Annotated in this window: 13 protein-coding genes; 6 read left to right on the top strand and 7 right to left on the bottom strand. The window is 51.1% G+C overall.

The window, feature by feature from the left end:
* Positions 1-734: 734 nt before the first annotated feature.
* Positions 735-2,789 (top strand): TonB-dependent receptor, encoded by a 2,055-nt coding sequence (locus tag VFS25_RS09355; protein WP_326461870.1) that lies wholly within the window; start codon positions 735-737, stop codon positions 2,787-2,789.
* Between the two features lie 81 nt (positions 2,790-2,870).
* Here VFS25_RS09355 and galK read toward each other — a convergent pair whose 3' ends face one another.
* Positions 2,871-4,064 (bottom strand): galactokinase, encoded by a 1,194-nt coding sequence (galK, locus tag VFS25_RS09350; RefSeq protein WP_326461869.1) that lies wholly within the window; start codon positions 4,062-4,064, stop codon positions 2,871-2,873.
* Positions 4,065-4,619: 555 nt separating this feature from the next.
* Entirely contained in the window at positions 4,620-5,663 is a 1,044-nt protein-coding gene (locus VFS25_RS09345; protein WP_326461868.1) for a LacI family DNA-binding transcriptional regulator, read from the bottom strand.
* 63 nt (positions 5,664-5,726) lie between these two features.
* Between VFS25_RS09345 and VFS25_RS09340 the strand changes: the two genes are divergently transcribed.
* The 3 genes from VFS25_RS09340 to VFS25_RS09330 all read left to right on the top strand — a co-directional run bounded on the left by VFS25_RS09340 (position 5,727) and on the right by VFS25_RS09330 (position 8,312).
* Positions 5,727-6,851, top strand: a complete 1,125-nt coding sequence (locus tag VFS25_RS09340) for a DUF5009 domain-containing protein (RefSeq protein ID WP_326461867.1) — start codon at positions 5,727-5,729, stop codon at positions 6,849-6,851.
* Positions 6,852-6,947: 96 nt separating this feature from the next.
* Positions 6,948-7,733: an SDR family oxidoreductase gene (locus tag VFS25_RS09335; protein WP_326461866.1), complete on the top strand. Its 786-nt coding sequence runs from the start codon at positions 6,948-6,950 to the stop codon at positions 7,731-7,733.
* Positions 7,734-7,802: 69 nt separating this feature from the next.
* Complete coding sequence (locus VFS25_RS09330) at positions 7,803-8,312, top strand: hypothetical protein (RefSeq protein WP_326461865.1); 510 nt, start codon at positions 7,803-7,805, stop codon at positions 8,310-8,312.
* Positions 8,313-8,388: 76 nt separating this feature from the next.
* On the opposite strand, the gene VFS25_RS09325 is transcribed toward VFS25_RS09330, so the two are convergent.
* The 5 genes from VFS25_RS09325 to VFS25_RS09305 all read right to left on the bottom strand — a co-directional run bounded on the left by VFS25_RS09325 (position 8,389) and on the right by VFS25_RS09305 (position 18,595).
* On the bottom strand, positions 8,389-9,834 hold the full coding sequence (locus VFS25_RS09325; protein ID WP_326461864.1) for a SusD/RagB family nutrient-binding outer membrane lipoprotein: 1,446 nt from the start codon (positions 9,832-9,834) through the stop codon (positions 8,389-8,391).
* Between the two features lie 24 nt (positions 9,835-9,858).
* The gene (locus tag VFS25_RS09320; RefSeq protein ID WP_326461863.1) at positions 9,859-13,050 is read right to left on the bottom strand and encodes a SusC/RagA family TonB-linked outer membrane protein; all 3,192 of its coding nucleotides are present in this window, start codon (positions 13,048-13,050) and stop codon (positions 9,859-9,861) included.
* Positions 13,051-13,515: 465 nt separating this feature from the next.
* Entirely contained in the window at positions 13,516-14,340 is an 825-nt protein-coding gene (locus tag VFS25_RS09315; RefSeq protein WP_326461862.1) for an N-acetylmuramoyl-L-alanine amidase, read from the bottom strand.
* Between the two features lie 47 nt (positions 14,341-14,387).
* Positions 14,388-16,166: an ABC transporter ATP-binding protein gene (locus VFS25_RS09310; protein WP_326461861.1), complete on the bottom strand. Its 1,779-nt coding sequence runs from the start codon at positions 16,164-16,166 to the stop codon at positions 14,388-14,390.
* Positions 16,167-16,300: 134 nt separating this feature from the next.
* Entirely contained in the window at positions 16,301-18,595 is a 2,295-nt protein-coding gene (locus VFS25_RS09305) for a GH92 family glycosyl hydrolase (protein ID WP_326461860.1), read from the bottom strand.
* Positions 18,596-18,751: 156 nt separating this feature from the next.
* Here VFS25_RS09305 and VFS25_RS09300 point away from each other — a divergent pair, with 156 nt between their 5' ends.
* Together VFS25_RS09300 and VFS25_RS09295 are read left to right on the top strand one after the other, a co-directional pair.
* Positions 18,752-19,126 carry a hypothetical protein gene (locus VFS25_RS09300; RefSeq protein WP_326461859.1) on the top strand — a complete coding sequence of 125 codons (375 nt, stop codon included), beginning with the start codon at positions 18,752-18,754 and terminating at the stop codon, positions 19,124-19,126.
* A gap of 15 nt (positions 19,127-19,141) precedes the next feature.
* On the top strand, positions 19,142-19,443 hold a 302-nt coding region (locus VFS25_RS09295), incomplete at its 3' end, for a hypothetical protein (protein ID WP_326461858.1).

Here is a 19,443-nt window from a genome sequence, read left to right as displayed (position 1 = left end):
TTAAAAGCTCCAGGGTAGATGCGGTGTTTTTTGCCACCAACTACCTGGGCATTTATGGCATAGAAAATCGTTTCGTACCTGTTTATAGTTCACAATGGCCGGCCGGCAGTGTTAAGCTGGTGGGACAACAACTGCCTGAGTACTGAGCCGTGTACTCATGGGTGGTAATTCTATTTTCTATATTCTCTATAGAATTGGTAGACAAATATACATTGGTAATTCAAAATTCCAAACAGCGGGGTAAACTTTTTTTACACCTATTATTAATATCAGGCTCCGCTTGCACATTTCAGGCCTGTTTTTGAGAGGTACGCGGTAAAAGTGAAGTGCATGCAGGGCAGTCGGCAGTATACGGTACAAGTGAAACGTACGACCGGCAGGAGAATGTATGCTGCCCGATAGTTGGCCCGTACGCAGTAAAAGTGAAACATGCAAACAGATAGGAGAATGCATGCCGCCTGGCAGTTGGCCGTTCGCAGTAAAATTGAAACGTGTGACCGGTAGGAGAATGCATGCTGCCTGATAATTGGCCCGTACCGCAGTAAAAGTGAAACATGCAACCGGTAGGAGAATGCATGCTGCCCGGCAGTTGGCCGTTCGCAGTAAAATTGAAACGCATGACCGGGCCGTACGGAAGATGATACCCTGAAGCATATGATGCACGCAACACCATCTGACCAGCAAACACAAAGTAACCTGATACCTGAAGAATATTTTCTACATTAGTTTCCGTAATGAAACAGCTATTATTTTTTGCCGCGGTGCTGCTGCCTTTTACCCGGCTGGCAGCGCAGCAAACGGATACCACGCGCCAGCTTCACGAAATTGTAGTAGAGGCTTATTTGCGCAAGCAAACCCTGCTGCAGGTACCCACTTCAACCAGCGTTATTACCAGCAAACAGCTGCAGCTGCAGCCCGGCGCTACCCTGGTGCCGGCAATGAATACGGTACCGGGCATACGAATGGAAGAACGTTCTCCCGGCAGCTACCGCCTTTCCATAAGAGGCAGCCTGCTGCGCTCCCCCTTTGGCATCCGGAACGTGAAAATATATATGGATGAAATTCCCTTTACCGACGCCGGCGGCAATACCTACCTTAACCTGGCAGACCCGGGCAGCATACAGGGTGCAGAAATACTGAAAGGCCCCGATGGCAGCTTGTTTGGCGCCAACTCCGGCGGCGTGATACTATTACACCCTATGGGATTACGGGCAGATAGCGTGCAAGTACAGGCAGCTGTGCAGGGTGGGGCCTATGGCCTGTTTCATGAAAAGGCCGGGTGGCAGCAGCAATTCGGCAACTACCAGGTAAGCCTGTACCAGGCCTACCAGCGCGCCGACGGTTACCGGGATAACAGCGCTTCCAAAAGATACTACGTGCAAACCGCGCAGCAATGGCAGTACAATGCCCACAACAAGCTAAAGCTGCTGGCTTTTTACAGCGATCTTTCCTACCATACTCCCGGCGGGCTTACCGAAGCGCAGGCATTAAGCAACCCGCGGGCAGCCCGGCCGGCTACCGCTACCCTGCCGGGCGCTGTGGAACAAAAAGCAGCAGTGTATAACCGCACCGCGCAGGGCGGGCTGGTGCACGAAGCCAACATCGGCCCAAACTGGGAACATGTGATTGCCGTATTTGGGGCCAATACCCATTTTGAAAATCCTTTTATTACCAATTACGAAGCCCGGGATGAAAATACAGCAGGCGCACGTACCTACATTTCCCTGCATGACAAACATATAACAGGAACGGGTATATCCGTTAACTGGAACTCCGGCCTGGAGTGGCAGGTAACCAGCTCCGATATTGTAAATTACGGCAACCGGGGCGGCAAGAGAGATACGGTGCAGGCGGCCGACAAGCTGCGGGCGCAGCAGCATTTTTATTTTACCAGCCTGAGTGTGCACCTGCACAACCGGTGGATATGGGAAGCAGCGGTAAGCCTGAACTGTTTCCATTATAATTTCAGCAGTAAAAAGGGCGACAGCACCCGGAGGTTCAATGCGCAATGGATGCCGCGCTTTTCACTCTCCTATTTAATCACACCGGCACTCGCAGCCCGTGTTACCGTTAGCCGCGGCTACTCTACCCCTGCTATTGCAGAAGTGCGCGCCTCTGATAACATTATTAATACGCGCCTGCAGGCAGAAACCGGCTGGAACCATGAAGCCGGCCTGCGCCTGAGCGGCAACCGTAACCGCTTCTGGATAGACGCCTCTGTGTATTACTACCGGCTGCAAAATGCCATTGTACGCAACCTGCACGATGATGGCACCGAATATTTTACCAATGCCGGCGGCACACACCAAACCGGCGTAGAGGCCCAGGGTATGCTGTGGTTACTGGAGCCGCGCCGGCATGGCGTGCTCCGTGGCCTGCAGTGGCAAAGCAGCTATACCTACAGCCATTTCCGTTTCAGCGATTATATCAGCGCCGGCCAGGATTTTTCCGGCAACCTGCTAACCGGCGTGCCCAGGCAGGTAGCCGTAAACAGCCTGCTGCTGCAGCTGCCGGCCGGTGTGTATGTTTTCGGGCAGCATAATTTCACCGACCAGCTGCCGCTGGATGACGCCAATACCGCCTTTGCCCGTTCCTACAACCTGGTACAGTGCAAAGCCGGCTGGCAGATACCCCATACCGGTAAATGCCGTATATCCGTTTACGTTGGAGCCGACAACCTGCTGAACCAGTCGTACAGCCTGGGTAACGATTTAAATGCCGTAGGTAAGCGGTACTATAATCCAGCGCCTGGCCGCAACTATTTTGGCGGAGTGGAATGTATGTTCTGAAAATAAAATGTGGCACACCATCTCCGGTGTGCCACTCCTTGTAATTGCATCGTTTATAAATGAGTATCAATGCCGGTTTTGTTACGCCATTACCTTGCAGCCATCCTCAATACTGGTTACATAAGCCTTTAGCGGCACATTGAACTGCTGCTGATACCCCTGCCCCGCTTTGGCAATAAAACCGGGCACGGCATCTGCTTTTACAATGTTAATGGTGCAGCCGCCAAAACCGCCTCCCATCATACGGGCGCCCAGCACGCCAGCTTCGCGGGAAGCCATGGCTGCCAGCCAGTTCAGCTCAGCGCAGCTTACATTGTATAGTTTATCCAACCCTTCATGGGTGGTAAACATACGCTGCCCGAAAGCAGAAAGATCATCGTTAATGAGGTCTGTACAGGCATCCTGCAGGCGCTGAATTTCTTCCACCACATACCGGCAGCGGTTATACGTAACTGCGTTCACAGGTTTCACGTACGCATCCAGCATATCCAGGGTAACCTGCCGCAGGCTGCTTACGTCGGGATGATGCCGGCTTACCAGCTGCACCCCCTGCTCGCACTCCGCCCGGCGGGTATTGTATTCAGAGGACGCCAGGGAATGTTTTACCTGCGTGTCCAGCAAAACCAGCTTAACATCATCAAAGCGGAAAGGAATGTATTCGTGCTCCAGCGAGCCGCAGTCGAGCTTTATAAGATGCTGGCGTTTGCCAAAGATGCTTGCAAACTGGTCCATAATGCCGCAACGTACGCCTACAAAGTTATTTTCCGCGGCCTGCGCCAGGCGGGCCATCTCTATTTTGGAGAGATTGAGCTCAAACAGCTGGTTCAGGGCAAACAGTACAGCGCATTCCAGCGCAGCCGAAGATGAAAGGCCGGCCCCCTGGGGAATATTACCACCAAAGGCGCATTCAAAGCCCTGTATGGGATAACCTTTTTGCTGCAGCTGCTGCACAACGCCCAGGAGATAATCGGGCCAGTGCTGCGGCGAAGAGGCCAGGCTATCCAGGCTGCCGGTATAATGATCATCCAGGTCCAGCGCGTGAAAACGCAGCTGCCGGTCATTGCGCTTAATAATGCCCAGGTAAATGGCCTTATCAATAGCGGCCGGCAATACAAAGCCATTGTTATAATCCGTATGCTCCCCGATCAGGTTAATACGGCCCGCGGCCTGTACTACTAGCGGCGCGGCATCAAAATGCGTTTCGCAAAATGCCTGAAGGGCCGCTGCCGGCCTGGATGATTCTCTAATGGCTGGTTCAATGTCTTGCAATTGCATGTGGAATTCTTTTAATTAGTTTTTGTCGATTTTACGTAATCGATTACGCTATTAAAAACAAATGTTTGCTTCTGAAAATTGTAAAAATAAAAGTAATCGATTACGTTGATATTTACAAGGGAAAATTTTTGAGGTAGATGGGGAACAAGAATTAAGAATTAAAAAGTAAGTAACAGGATCAGATGTAGAAAGGCAGTGCAGGCGATGAACGCGGAAATAAAAAATGGTGAAGTACAGCAAGCAGTTTGTTTTATCGTCCAGTACCATGGCTCGCTTACCGGGATTAAAAATACTGAAGTACAGCAAGCAGGTATCAATTAATCCCTATAATGCATCTGTGAATATAACAGCCGTTAGTGCTATAATGCTGATAGCCTAAATTAATCCTGCATAATCATGCCCCGTGAAGCTAAAGCTTCATAGCCAGCTGTTTTAATGATTTTCAATGGCATTCATGCTCCGTAAAACGGGGTCGTAATTGACACTGCTGGCCTGTGAAGGACCGCCTACGCGGGATAACGGCTGGTGGATAAACGTACCGCAAATCTGTAGTGCTTACTGCTTTCTTTGGCTGGACTGCCGGAAAACCGGCACCGGCTCCAGTATGATCCTGGATTTGGTATTATGCTTTACTGCTTCACCTCCTTCTTCAATCAGCTCCAGCAGCAGCTTAAAAGCCTCCTTGCCCATTTGCACGGTTTGCTGGTCAATGCTGCTCAGGCTGGGGGTGATGTGCTCCCCGAACGACTCATTGGCAAAGCCTACTACCCCAAAATCATCCGGGATGGCAATGTGCCGGTCTTTCAGCTCTTTGATGGCGCCCAGGGCAGAAAAATCTTCCACTGCAAAAACAGCATCCGGCGGCGCTGGAAGCGACAGGAAGTGGCCAATGGCCTGACGGCCGGCTTCAATAGACACATTCCCGTTAAAGATCAGGGCTTCCTCTACCGGCAGGTTATTGGCAACAAGGGCCGCCTTGTACCCTTCCAACCGGTCGCGGAATATTTTCAGGTGCTGCTGCCCCGCAATATGCGCAATACGCTGGTACCCCTGGTGTACCAGGTGTTCGGTGGCATAATAGGCGCCTTTGAAATCATCTACCACCACCGACGGTATGTTCAGGCTATCGTTAGCGCGGTCGAAAAATACCAGTGGCAGGCCCCGCTCCTTAATTTCCAGGTAATGTTTAAAGTTGGTGGTTTCTTTGGCAATGGAGGCCAATATACCATCTACCCGGGTTCCCAGGAAGGTGGAGATCCCCTTTTGCTCAAACTCCGGCTGCTCGTTCGACTGGTAAATGAGCACATTATAACCGTGCCTGTTGGCCATATTCTCAATGCCATGTACTACAGACCCAAAAAAATTGATTTCCGCGCTGGGAATGATAACACCTATGATATTGGTACGGCCGGCCCGCAGGGAGTAGGCAATACGGTCGCGGTGATAGTTCATACGCTCTGCCGCTGCCTGCACCAGCTTGCGGGTATCTTCGCTGGTGCCCTTGCGGTTATTTAATGCCCGCGACACCGTGGCCCCGGTGAGATTCAGCTCCCGGGCAATATCGGCTATGGTAACTTTTCGATTAACCTGTTTGGACATTTGCCGCTAATGTAGGAAAAACAACGTTTTTTACGTATTATTCGAAACTAATTCCTGCACCTTATGTCGTCAGCACCACAAAGATTTTTACCGCTGGATGTGTTCCGGGGCATGACCGTATGCTTCATGATCATTGTAAACACGCCCGGTACCGAAGACACTTTTGCACCACTCAGCCATGCTCACTGGCACGGCTGCACGCCTACAGACCTGGTGTTCCCTTCTTTCCTGTTTGCCGTAGGCAACGCCATGAGCTTTAGTATGCGCAAATACACGCAGCTGGGCACCAGCGCTGTGCTCAGCAAGATATTCCGCAGAACCTTCCTGATCTTCTTACTGGGATTCCTGATGTACTGGCTGCCTTTTGTAAGGCACTCGGCCAGCGGCGGATGGGAGCTTATTCCCATTGGCGACACCCGCATACTGGGTGTTTTACAGCGCATTGCGCTGTGTTACGGGATTGCTTCGCTGATGATCTACTTTTTGCCGAAGAAAGGCGTATGGGCTTTATCGGCCGTGCTGCTGCTGGGCTACTGGCTTATACTATGGGTATTTGGCCTGCCGGGCGACCAGTATGGCTTACATGGCAACGCCGTACTGCGTTTTGACCGCTTTATTATGGGCGACAGCCACCTGTATAAGGGCGAAGGTTTTCCATTTGATCCCGAAGGCATATTAAGCACGCTGCCGGCTATCGTAAATGTGGTGGCAGGCTATTACACCGGCCTGTTCATACAGCAGGAGGGTAAAACACAAAAGGGCCTTATCCGCCTTATTACCGCAGGCATTGTGCTTATTATTGCTGCGCAGCTGTGGAACCTGGCTTTGCCCATTAATAAAAAGATCTGGACAAGCTCGTATGTGCTGTACACGGTAGGCATTGACCTGCTGCTGCTGTCGCTGCTGATTTATATTATCGACTTTAAACAGGCCGCCGGCTGGACCGGCTTTTTCACGGTATTCGGCAAAAATCCTTTGTTCCTGTATCTCCTGTCGGAGGTAGTGGTGATATTCCTGTATTTCATCCAGGCAGGCAATGTTTCCGTATATAGATGGATAAACGGCCATATTTTTCAGCCCATTGCACCGGGCAAGGTAGGTTCCCTGCTGTTTGCAGTGGCTTACATGCTGTTTTGCTGGAGCGTTGGAAAAATACTGGACCGCAAACGCATTTATATACGGGTATAAATTTATAATTGACAATGTTGCATTAATCCGGATATTAGTGGTTTACAGGTATTAATAGCTTATTAATTCCTCATTGTTAATTAAACAACGGGCACCATGGAACTTTCATTAAAAGGGAAAACCGCGCTGGTATGCGGCAGCTCCCAGGGTATTGGCCTGGCTGCGGCAAAAGAGCTGGCAGCGGCCGGCGCAGAATGCATACTGCTTTCAAAAACAGAAGCCCGGCTGAAAAAGGCAAAGTCACTGCTGAACACCAGCGCACAACAGCAGCATCATTATGTAATAGCCGATTTCCGCGACCCCTCCTGGGTAGAGCAGGTAGTGACCTCCCTTACGGAAACCCGCACCATACATATACTGGTTAACAATACCGGCGGCCCGGCACCCGGCCCTATTCTTGACGCCAAGGTGCATGCTTTTACAGAAGCCTACAACCAGCACCTGGTATGCAATCACATTCTAGCACAGGCTACAATACCGGGTATGACGGCAGCCGGTTACGGCCGCATCATTAATATAATTTCCACTTCAGTAAAAACTCCGCTCAGGAATTTAGGCGTGTCCAATACCACACGCTGGGCGGTAGCCGCCTGGGCCAAAACCATGGCCGGCGAGTTGGCGCAATATGGTATTACAGTAAACAATGTACTGCCGGGCGCTACAGCTACTGCCCGCCTGCATTCCATTATTAAAGGCAGTGCGGAAAGCCGTAATGTGCCCGAAGCAGATATTGAGCAGGAATGGCTGTCGGAGATACCGATGAAACGTTTTGGACAGCCGGAAGAAGTGGCGGCGCTGGTAGCCTTCCTGGCATCGCCGGCGGCCAGCTACATAACAGGCACCAATATCCCGGTAGACGGTGGAAGAACGCCGGCGCCATGATGCAATTCGTATTTGAATAATGCGGGCATCAATATTGCAGGAACAACGCGTGACCTAAACTGCATTGTTATGATTTCTATTACATCACGACAGGCGCTAACCTTTTGTGCGGGTTTGTTATTGACGGCCTGCACACACTCTACCTCCAACAAAAACGCCACCGGGGCCGATACCGATACTGCTGCCAAAGCCAGCGCCATTACCGCCGTACCCGACCTGGGCCCTGCGCCGGAGGTGCCTGATACCCAGTTTATCATAGTAGACTCTATGGTGAATATAAAAGTAAATGACCAGGCAGTGCCCCGCAGGAAAAATGCATTTGACAGTACCCTTATCTCCTACTGGAAAGCTACCTACGCCCGCACGCAAAAGCTGCCGGCTTATGTACGCTTTAAATACCAGGGCACTGTAATGATGGGCGCCCGCGGTAATTTAATGGATGCGGTTGTACGGGCGCAGGACTCATTGAAAGATCATATTGCGCGGGATAAATACCTGCAGGAGTTTCATAAAATAGATCCCCTGCAGCAAAAGGAAATGGAAAAGAAATACCCGGTGCTTTTCCAGAAACAACTGTAACCAGCTGTTTCTAAAAAGCCAAAAGCCATTGTATCTGCTACAATGGCTTTTGGCTTTATGCTTTCTGCTTTCCGCTTTAATATGCATCAAACCACAACCTGGTTGTGAGCACATCCGGCCCCTGCGTAGCTACGGCACCCTGGTAATTTTCCCGGTTTACCGCCTGCTCCGTGGAGGGGTATGTTAAACGTAAGGGTATCTTTCCCTGCAATACACCGGCGTAAGCGGGCTTCAGCTGCGGGTAATCCAGGCGGCGCCATTCTGCAAAAGCTTCCAGGCCATTGCCAAAAAGCGCCAGCCATTTTTGATCACCGATGGATTGCTTGTAGTTAGTGGAACTGTATGCCACTGCGGGCTGGCTTAAATATTTATTGACCAGCGAGTCAGCCACGCCATATTGTTTCAGCGAAGCAGTAACCGCACGGTTATAATAAGCGGCAGCGCTGCCGCTTAGCCAGCCGCGTTGCGCTGCTTCTGCCTGGATGAACAGCTGCTCGGCATAGCTGAACAACACTGCAGGGGCGGTAGAGGCAGTAAATACTGCGCCAATGTCGGAGGTTCTGTCAAAACCCAGGCGGGCAGCGGAATCTACCGGCAGCCCATTGGTTACGCCAATAAGGTCATGCACGCTGGTATCTTTAGCCGGCGCTGCATAAATGGTTAAACGGGGATCATTGAGCGCCTTTAGCTTATCAATAATGGTTTTGCTGATGCGGTAGTCGTTCCGGGTTTCGCGGTTGCGGCCTACCGGGTTTTGGTTGGGAGATGCTTTGTAGTTCAGCTGTATATTCTCCGCATTGTCTGCCAGCAGCGAAGCGGCATCAATGCCCACTTCCGCAAATACCGCTTTGGACACATCCGGCAACCGGTCGGCAATACGGATGGCGGTACGCAGGCGCAGGCCGTTGGCAAACTTCTTCCATAAGCGCATATTTCCGTTCAGCAGAATATCTCCCTGTATAGGGTCACCATTTTCGTTTATCAGCTGCACGGCAGTTTTCAGCTCTGCAAGAATACCGGTGTAAATATCTTGCTGCTTGTCATATTCAGGCGTAAGGTATTGCTGAATGCTGGCAGCCTGTGAGTAAGGCGCGTTACCAAACAGGTCTGTTACCGTTTGGAACAGCCAGGCCCGCATAATCAACCCCACTGCCTTGTAGTTGGGATTGGGCAAACTATCGCCCAGCTGAATGAGCGTGGTAAAATCCTCAATTCCCTGTGCGTAAAAATTGCTCCATACGGTTTGTATGTTGGCGGCTGCGGGAATATAACGGTCCGGATCTGTATACTGTATCTTAGACCAATACTGTACATACAGCAAAGTGGCTTCCATAGTTGCCTCATTGCCCCAGTAGGTATCTACATTGGCTTTAATGCCGTTGCTCAGCAGGTAATCCGGCTGCACGGTCCCTGGTTCGTTCGGGTTCTGGTTAATACGCTCCAGCTGTTTCTGGCAGCTGCTTATAATAACCACCAGCGGCAGCGCTAACCATAAGGTATATATGAATATTGACTTTTTCATGTTAGTTCAGTTTCGCGTTCACAATTAAAATGATGCCCTGAGGTTAATGCCAAAGCTGCGGGCGGTAGGTATCTGCAAGGTTTCCAGGCCCTGCCCGTTACCGGTGTTAAAGGCGGTTTCCGGGTCGATGTTGGGCACTTTTTTATCAATGATCCACAGGTTACGGCCGGTGAGCGTAATGTTCAGGTCCTGGAAGCGCCAGCCACGGATCAGCTCATGGGGGAAGGTATAACCGATTCTTACTTCACGCAGCTTAATGAATGAGGCGTCATACACGCTGCTTTCATTGAGGCTGCTGTTGTAAACGGCTTTGTAGTAAGACTGTGCGGGCAGTATAGTGGTGTTTTGCTTACCATCTGCCGTTACGCCGTTGAAGATCATACCGTCGTGATACACCGTTGCATCGCCGGGCGCACCGGTATTGTGGTCGGGCAGCTGCACCGGTGTTTTGGTTTTATCATTACCGGGGTAATAATAGGGCAAGCCGCCATGTTCAGCATCGCGGCCAGGCAGGCTTTCGGCCAGCACGCCGGTGTAAATACCCGTGTAGTTGGTGCCGGACCAGATGGAGCCACCCTGCTTGGTATCAATCAAAAAGCTGATGCTGAAACCCTTGTAGGAAAATGCATTGTTAATGCTGCCTATCCATTTGGGCGTGTAATAACCCAGTATCTTTTTGTTAGGATCAATGGCCGGGGCGCCGTCTGCATTTACCACTATCTGCCCGTTATCATTGCGCAGGAAAGCCTTGCCGAACAAAGCGCCATAACGCTGCCCCTTGCTGGCCAGCACCTGTATGTTGCCGCTGCTGCCCAGTACATAATCATTCAGGAAACCATCCTTATCCAGCTCCACTACCTTGCTAACGTTGCGGGAGTAATTCACGTCCACATCCCAACGAAAACCAGCGGCGGTGCTTACCGGCGTTACGCCCAGGGTTACTTCTACCCCGTGGTTGTTGATCTTACCGGCATTCAGCAGCTTTTTGAGGTAACCGGTGGTAGGACTTACATCCGCCAGCAGTATCTGGTTAGAGCTGTTGGAGTTATAGTAGGTTGCATCCAGCCGTACGCGGTCTTTGAACAATCCTACCTCAACGCCTGCTTCCGTGGCGGTGGTAATCTCGGGCTTCAGGTCTTCTTTCAAAAATTTATCTGATACGGTTAATAACGGATTATTATCAAAGGGCTGGTTGAACGGGTAGGTGTTGATCAGCTGGTACGGATCCGTGTCTTTACCTACCTGCGCCCAGCCGCCGCGCACCTTCAGCAGCGAAAGCACATTGCTTTGAATATGCAGGGCTTCGCTCAGCACCAGGCTGGCATTTACAGAGGGGTAAAAGTAGGAGTTATTGCCTTTGGGCAAGGTAGATGACCAGTCGTTGCGCGCCGTCAGGTTCAGGAATGCATATTCCCTGAAACTCAGCTGGGCAGAAGAAAACAGGCTATACACACGCAGCCTGGAAAAATAGTTGGTGGATATTACCGGGTCGCGGGAGTTATTGAGCGTGTACACATCCTTTACTGCCAGGCGGGGCGCCTGCTGAAAGTTGTTTTCCAGCTGGTTATTGCGGATGTTACCGCCGGCCAGCACATCCAGGTTAAAATCGCTGCCCAGCTTTTTGGTGGCATTCAGCGTAAACTCTCCGTTGGTTTCCGTTACGTTATAAGCATCTTCTGTATAAGAGCCGTACGGTGTGCCATTGGAGCCGTATGCCACCTTATACTTACGCCTGTCTGTATAATAATCCGTACCTATACGCAGGTTGGCGGTTAACCAGTCAAGCACCTGGTAAGAGAGGCGGGCATTGCCAAAGAAACGGTTGCGGTTCTGCGCCACGGTGTTCTCATACTGGATCCAGTAAGGGTTGCTGTAGTAGCTATGGTTCCAGTTAATATCGTTGCCATTGGCATCTTTGTAATTGCGCAGCAGCTTCGTATCTACCTGGCGGCCAAACCAGATGAACTGCAGTGTAACGCTGTTGGAGCGGCGGCCGTCCACACCCGGCAGGTTATCTGCCGCGCTGCGGATGTAGCTGCCGTAAGTGCTTAATGTAAGCTTAGGCGCTATGCGGTACGTGCTGTTAAACGTAAAGTTATTACGGGTAATACCGGTGTTGGGCAGCAAGCCGGTTTGTTTGGTGTTGTTATAGGAAAAACGGTAGTCCAGCTTTTCATTACTGCTGGAAACAGATAACCCGTTGTTCAGCGCATAACCGGTTTCATAAAAATCGCGCACATTATCCGGGTGCGGTACCCAGGGCGCAGGCTGGCCGTTGGAAAAGAACTGGCGGATAAGGCGCCCGTCCATCTTAGGGCCCCAGCTTTCATCCACCCCGTCGTTAATACCGCCGCCTTTACCATCTACATAGTCAAACTGTCCGCCGGAACCCTGGCCGTACACATCCTGGTATTTAGGCAGGGTAAGCAACGTTTGCATGGTAGCGCTGGAGTTTACTGTAATGCCCAGGCCTTTTGCGCCGCGGCCGGTTTTTGACTTCAGCACCAGCACGCCATTGGCGGCGCGTGAGCCGTACAAAGCGGCAGCATTGGGGCCTTTCAGCACGCTGATGGATTCAATATCATCGGGGTTCAGGTCGGAAATAGCGTTCGGAAAATCACGGGCAGTGGCAATGCCTACGCCCAGTTGGCTATTGTCAATAGGAATACCGTCCAGCACAAACAGGGGCTGGTTGTTGCCGGCAATAGAGGTTTCACCGCGTATCACAATGCGGGATGAGCCCAGGTCGCCCTGGCTGTTGGTGATATTAACGCCGGCTATTTTACCGGATAAAGCGTTCACCAGGTTGGTTTCGCGCGCTTCGGTAATGTCGCGCGACTTCAGCTCCTGCACGGCATAGCCCAGCGATCTTTTTTCGCGGGAAATGCCCAATGCCGTTACCACTACTTCCTGCAGGCGGCTTTCCGCGCTTTCCAGCGCCACATTAATAACGTGCGTACTGTTTACCGGTATATCCACACTGGTATAGCCAATGTAGGAGAAATGCAGTGTATCACCAGCATTGGCGGCAATGGAATATTTGCCGTCTGCATCTGTTTGGGTGCCTTTGCTGGTACCCTTTACCGTTACTACGGCGCCGGGCACGCGCTGTGCATCGGCTTTAAAGGTGACCACCCCTGTGACCTTTGCATCCTGCCCGTAACTATTCTGTACCAGTAACAGCACAGACAGGAATACGACGTGTAAAAATTTCATGATAAAACTGGTTTTAATTGATTTGTTACGACAATAGGAATATGCTGCGGTTGAACGACCGCAAAAACTCCTTAGCACCTGTGTCACAGATGCTGCATTAAAAATTATCCGAAGTTTGTTAACAACAGCCCGGGCCGGGCATATCGTTCTGGATGAAGGTGCCTGAAATAGCAGTAGATTGTTGGCTACAGTAACCGGTATAAACCGTTTCAGTCGTCATTTTATCGCATGGATTGATTTACGGGCCAAAAGTAGTACATAATTTACTATTCTACAAATATTATAGGGTATTAGGGTTCTATCTTATATTTTAACGGTGGTACAAACCGCCGTGGCAGCAGCCTTGCGGGAGATGTGTTTGCCGGCGCGTTATTAGTTGTGCAAATGCAACAGCCTTGCGTTGTGCAGCTGCGGCGCCAATTACTTCCTGTACGGCGCGGCGGGAGGAATTATAAATATAATCTTTTACCGGCTCTGTTCCATAATGCTGTACAGTATCTTTCTTTCCCCCGTGCTTAACGTGTCCAGTGTTGTAGAGTCTGCGGGAATGTAATGCCGTTTAAACGCAGCAATGGCAGCGCTGCTGTCTTTTACATTATACCCGATAATGCGCAGCCCCTGCAGGTTATCGAAGCTATCCGGCACTGTAATGGCGGTAGTATCTTTATACCAAAGGCCAAAGCCTTTTTCCGCCAGCTGCTGCCAGGGAAAGTAGGCGCTGGGATCTACCTTGCGGCCGGGCGCAATATCGCCATGGCCTATGAAGTTAGCGGCGGGAATGGCATAACGGTGCTGCAGCGTGTCCAGCAGAATAAGCAGGCTGCGTATCTGCTGCGGAGAAAAAGGTTCGTACCCGTTATTATCCAGCTCAATGCCAATGGAAGACGAGTTTATATCCGTAAGGTTACCCCAGCGTGCAACGCCGCCATGCCATGCGCGCAAATAATCATTCAGCATCTGGTGCACCACCCCATCGCGGCAAATCACGTAATGCGCGCTTACCTGTGTGTGGGGCATTGTAAAGGTGCGCAGGGTTTGCTCGCAGCTGTTCTGCGCTGTATGGTGAATGATCACATAATTGGGCTTACGGATGCCAAAGTTGGTGGTGCCGGCCCACCAGCGCACATCCGGCACAGAGTCGATATAAAAAGGCTCGGGGTGCTGGCGTATTACTTTTGAAAAAGCTTTTGCCTGTTGCTTGTGTGCTTTATTGGTGGTTGCGTACGGGGAACCGGCGCAACCGTATAAACATGCGAAAAGCGCTGCCAATACCAAAACGCGGATCATCATAATATTCGTTTAGTCTATTAAACCCAATGTTATGCCAAAATGTTCAGTTACTGGTAATGTTTGCCCAGCGTATCTTTCTGGTGCTTCCAAAGCTCCTGGAAAACAGGGCTGTGATCGCGTAAATGCTCAAATGTTCCTTCATCTACAATATGTCCCTGCCGCAGTATATATACGTAATCAAACTGTCCTAGCAGGTGCAGGCGATGCATAGCGGATATTACCGCCTTATCTGCAAATGCCCTGAACAGCTTATCGTATATCATGGCCTCTGTTTTAGTATCTACGCTGCTGGTAGGTTCATCCAGCAGCACCAGCTCGCTTTCACGGGCGGCCAGTATGCCGCGGGCCAGCGCCAGGCGCTGTTTCTGGCCGCCGGAAAGGTTCACGCCTTTTTCGCGTATATCGGACTCCAGCCCCTGGGGCAGCTGCTTTATCACATCGGTAAAATGGGCGCTTTCACAAACGGCCATAATATCTTCCTCACTAAAAGGCAGGCCCAATGTAACATTATAGGCTATGGTATTTTCAAATATCTCCGGCTCCTGCGGAAACAGGGTTACTGTTTCATTAATGGTTTCCAGGCCGTAAGGTACACCATCTACTGTAAGCTGCATACCCGGCTGCGGGTTGTACAAGCCCCTGAGCAATGCCAGCAGCGTGCTTTTGCCGCTGCCGCTCTCTCCTATCAGCGCAATGCGCCTGCCACGGCCAATGGTAATATTAAGCCCGTGCAGGCTTTGCGGCGCATGGGCTGCATCATACTGCTCCCGGTGGCTGAAGCTCAGGTTTTTTACCCGTATGGTGCGCCAGCTGTTTGGCAGGTCCGTAGGCGCATCTGCGCGGTGCTGCTGCAGGTACGCTTCGCGGATGTTGGCGGCCGTTTGCACGTAGGTGTTATACTGCACAATATCAGTGTACTGCCAGGCAATATCATGAAACACGCTGGTAAACTGGTTTACATATCCCAGCAGGGTTACCAGGCCGGCTACATAAAATATTTTGCCCGGCTCCCAGTGCTGGTACACGTAACCTGCTGCAATTACGCAGTAGATAAGCGTTACCATCATATCGGCGCAAAACCACTTCCATTCATTGATCTTCACATTTTTGCGGAAAGGGCTGGCAATGTGCTGCACTTTTTTCAGCAGGCCGGTTTCCATGCTTTTCTCCAGGCGCAGGGTAATAACGGTCATGATGTTGGAAAGGCTGTCGAACAGCGTGGAAGATACCACGTGCTCGCGTTCATTCACCTGGTCCAGCGTGCGGATAAAAGGCTTATCGAACCGGAAAATGATCCAGATGGTGAAAGCGCCCAGCAATATGCCAATGCTGCCGTACAGCGGGGAAAAATACAGCATGGCCGCTACGGAAAAAAAGAATTTGGCCAACGCATGCAGGTACATAAAGCCGCGGTCAAAAAATTCCCTTAATGCCTCATATGCCTTACGTATACGGTTAATGGTGGCGCCGCTGTGATGGTCCTGGTGCCATTTTACCGGCAGGTGCAATGCCTGGTGGTAGCGCTCCTGTAAAAAGTTACGGCTCAGGTTAAAAGCCAGCTGCCGCTCCATTACCCGGGCAGGGCCGTGAAAGCTCCACTCCGCCAGCTTTAGCAAAAAGTAACCGCCGGCATACAGCATGGTATAGTACAGCACCCGGCCGGTATCGCGCTGCACCTGCCCTATAAACCAGCCGAAAATAAAAGGGGTAAGGGAGGAGGCAATGTTGGCGAACAGGAACATGGCATATACCAGTACATACTTCTTCCGCTCCCGGCGGGCAAACCGCCATGCTGTACCTAACAGGGATATATATGGATTTGCCATAGGAAATAGTTAAGACGGTTAATGGTGAAATGTATAAGGGTTTGAAGAACGACGCGGCAAGGTACAAGGTAAGATACCGTATTTACCTGCTGCTTCGCTTTTCAAACCCTTAAAAGGTGCTACAAAAGTACTGATTATTTCAGCTTCTCATCGCGGGAGAAGGAGTACGGCGCTGCTTCCGGCGCAGTACCCCTGCTCTTGTTAGGCGTTGCGCCCATGGTAAAGGTGATGGTGCCGCCCTGCTGCAATGCGCTGTGTGCAAACCAGTTTTTCGTATAGGTTTTACCGTTTACTTTCACTTCCTGCACATAGCGGTTACCGGCATTGTTCTGCGGTGCGCTGATCACCAGCTTTTTGCCGTTCTCCAGCTGCAGGGTGGCCTTTTTGAACAGCGGCGCGCCTATAACATACTGTCCTGTGCCCGGGCAAACGGGGTAAAAGCCTAAAGCTGTAAACACGTACCAGGCAGAGGTTTGACCATTATCCTCATCCCCGCAATACCCGTCGGGGGTAGGCAGGTACAGGCGGTTCATAACCTCACGCAGCCAGTACTGGGCTTTCCAGGGCTGGCCGGCATAGTTGTACAGGTATATCATATGCTGTATGGGCTGGTTACCGTGGGCATACTGGCCCATGTTCATGATCTGCATTTCGCGTATCTCGTGTATTACGCCGCCATAGTAGCTATCGTCAAACACCGGGCGCATTTTAAATACAGAGTCCAGCATGCCGGCGTATACATCGCGGCCGCCCATCAGGTCCATATGGCCCTGCACGTCATGAAATACAGACCAGCTGTAATGCCAGCTGTTACCTTCGGTAAAGGCGTCGCCCCATTTAAAGGGGTTAAACGGCGTTTCAAACTTGCCGTCTTTATTCTTACCGCGCATCAGCTTTGTTTCCGGGTCAAATACGTTGCGGTAGTTCTGGCAGCGTTTGGCAAAACGGGCAATTTCATCGGCCGGGCGTTTCAGCGCTTTCGCCAGCTGGTACACGGTAAAATCATCATATGCATACTCCAGCGTGCGGGCGGTATTTTCGTTGATATGTACATCGTAGGGCACGTAACCCAGCTCGTTGTAATACTTTACGCCTTTGCGGCCCACGGAGGTTAAAGGCCCTTCGTTTTCTGTATTTTTCAGGATGGCCTGGTAGGCGGTGTTCACATCAAAACCACGGATGCCTTTCAGGTAAGCATCGGCAATAATGGAGGCGGAATTGGAACCGATCATACAGTCGCGGTGCCCGGGGCTGGCCCATTCCGGCAACCAGCCGCTTTCCTTGTAGGCATTTACCAGCCCTTCCATAATGTGCCCGTCCATAGTGGGGTACATAAGGGTAAAGAAGGGAAATTCAGAACGGAAAGTGTCCCAGAAACCGTTGTCGGTGAACATATAGCCAGGCAGCACTTCGCCGTTGTACGGGCTGTAGTGCATTACCTTGCCTTTAGCGTCTATTTCATAGAACTTGCGGGGGAACAGCATGGCGCGGTACAGGCAGGAGTAGAAGGTGCGTGTTTGCTCTACCGTGCCGCCTTCTACCGCCAGGCGGCCCAGCTCTTTATTCCAGGCGGCTTTGGCTTTTTGCTCAACCGCAGCAAAATCGCTGTTGCCGATTTCCTGCTGCAGGTTCAGCTCTGCCTGTTCAGGACTAATGAAGGAGGAAGCTACTTTTACATTCACCTGCTCTCCTTTTTTAGCGGCAAAGCCGATTACAGCGCCCACATGATCGTCTTTCGCCTCCAGGTCGCCGCTGTTCAGCTTTTTGCCGTTAAAGGTGGCCTGGTAGGTGAAAGGCTTATCAAAATACAGTACAAAGTAGTTTTTGAAGTTAGCCGGCACACCGCCGCTGTTCTTGGTGGTATAGCCAATGATCTTGTTCTCCCCGGGGATGATCTTTATATAAGAGCCTTTGTCCAGCGCATCTATTACCACAAAGGCGCTGTCGGTAGCCGGGTAGGTGAAACGCAGGCGGGCGGCCCTTTCCGTGGGTGTGATCTCAGTGGTCACATCATGGTCGGCCAGGTATACGCTGTAATAGTAAGGGTGCGCTACTTCCGCCTTGTGGGAGAACCAGCTGGCCCTTTCATCTTCATTGAATTTTATGGCGCCGGTAACAGGCATAATGGCAAACTGGCCGTAGTCGTTTATCCAGGGACTGGGCTGGTGCGTTTGCTTAAAGCCTCTTATTTTTTCTGCATCATAAGTATAAGCCCACCCGTTGCCCATTTTGCCGGTTTGGGGCATCCAGAAGTTCATGCCCCAGGGACAGGCAATAGCCGGGTAGGTATTACCGTTGGATAAGCTAACCCTGGAATCGGTACCCATCAGCGGGTTTACCCAGTCTACCGGGTCAGTGATTTTGTCCACCGTTTGCGCCCGGGCGGCCAGGGATGCCAGCACCAGCGCGGTTGCGATCATTTTCCTCATAGTACGATAGCGTGTTAATTAGCAATAAAGACCGTAAAAATAATGGTTCAAAACTTTGTTGCGGGTTATTTTTATGAACGGCGCTGCTGCGCTGCCATTCCATTATTTTGAGTTACATTTGTTATAAGTAATATATAACCCCAACAATTGACTGCCATGAACACGAATGCCCCTAAAATTCTTTTCATTGTTATTATTGCCGTTCTTGTAATTAACCTTGGATTTAACCTTTTTGGCTCCAGCGCCGGACTTAAACAGGCGGTGCGCAACCTGGAAACAGCGCGTAAGAAGCTGGACAGCGCCATGGTGCAGCTGCAGCAGGCCAGCGCCGGGCTGGACTCCATACAGGCCAACCTGGAGCGGCAGCGCGTACTGATAAACGACATACGCTACAGGACAGAGCTGATGGACCTGGAAAAGCGGGTACGCGATACACACAGCCAGGAGAAAATAGACAGTATTAAAGAGCGCATCAAAGTATTGAGCAACTACCAGCCTGCAGACGAAATTGTTACCGAAGACCTGAAATAAAAAATTTTCAACCCCATGCAAACGTACCTCAAATGCTGCCTGCTGCTGCTTGCAGGCCTGCTGCCCGTACTGCACGCCGGTGCACAGGGCAGGCTCAAATTCTTTAATACCTGTGCCGGCAGCAGTAACTACCGGCTTACCAAAGGCGATACCATCATTATCCAGTGCGACAGCAGCCTGCTGATAAACAGCCGTAACTTTTCCATTTACCAGTCGGCCTACCAGCAATACCGCAAAGGAGGCAACAGCGGCGAGATACTACGCTCTTACGAGTCGCTGGTACAGCAGCAGGACAGTATGATCAACAACGGAAAGCA

Source organism: Chitinophaga sp., from assembly GCF_035761305.1.
Taxonomy (GTDB): Bacteria; Bacteroidota; Bacteroidia; order Chitinophagales; family Chitinophagaceae; genus Chitinophaga.
Note: the sequence above shows the minus strand (reverse complement) of the source record. Positions and strands in the feature narration are given on the sequence as shown.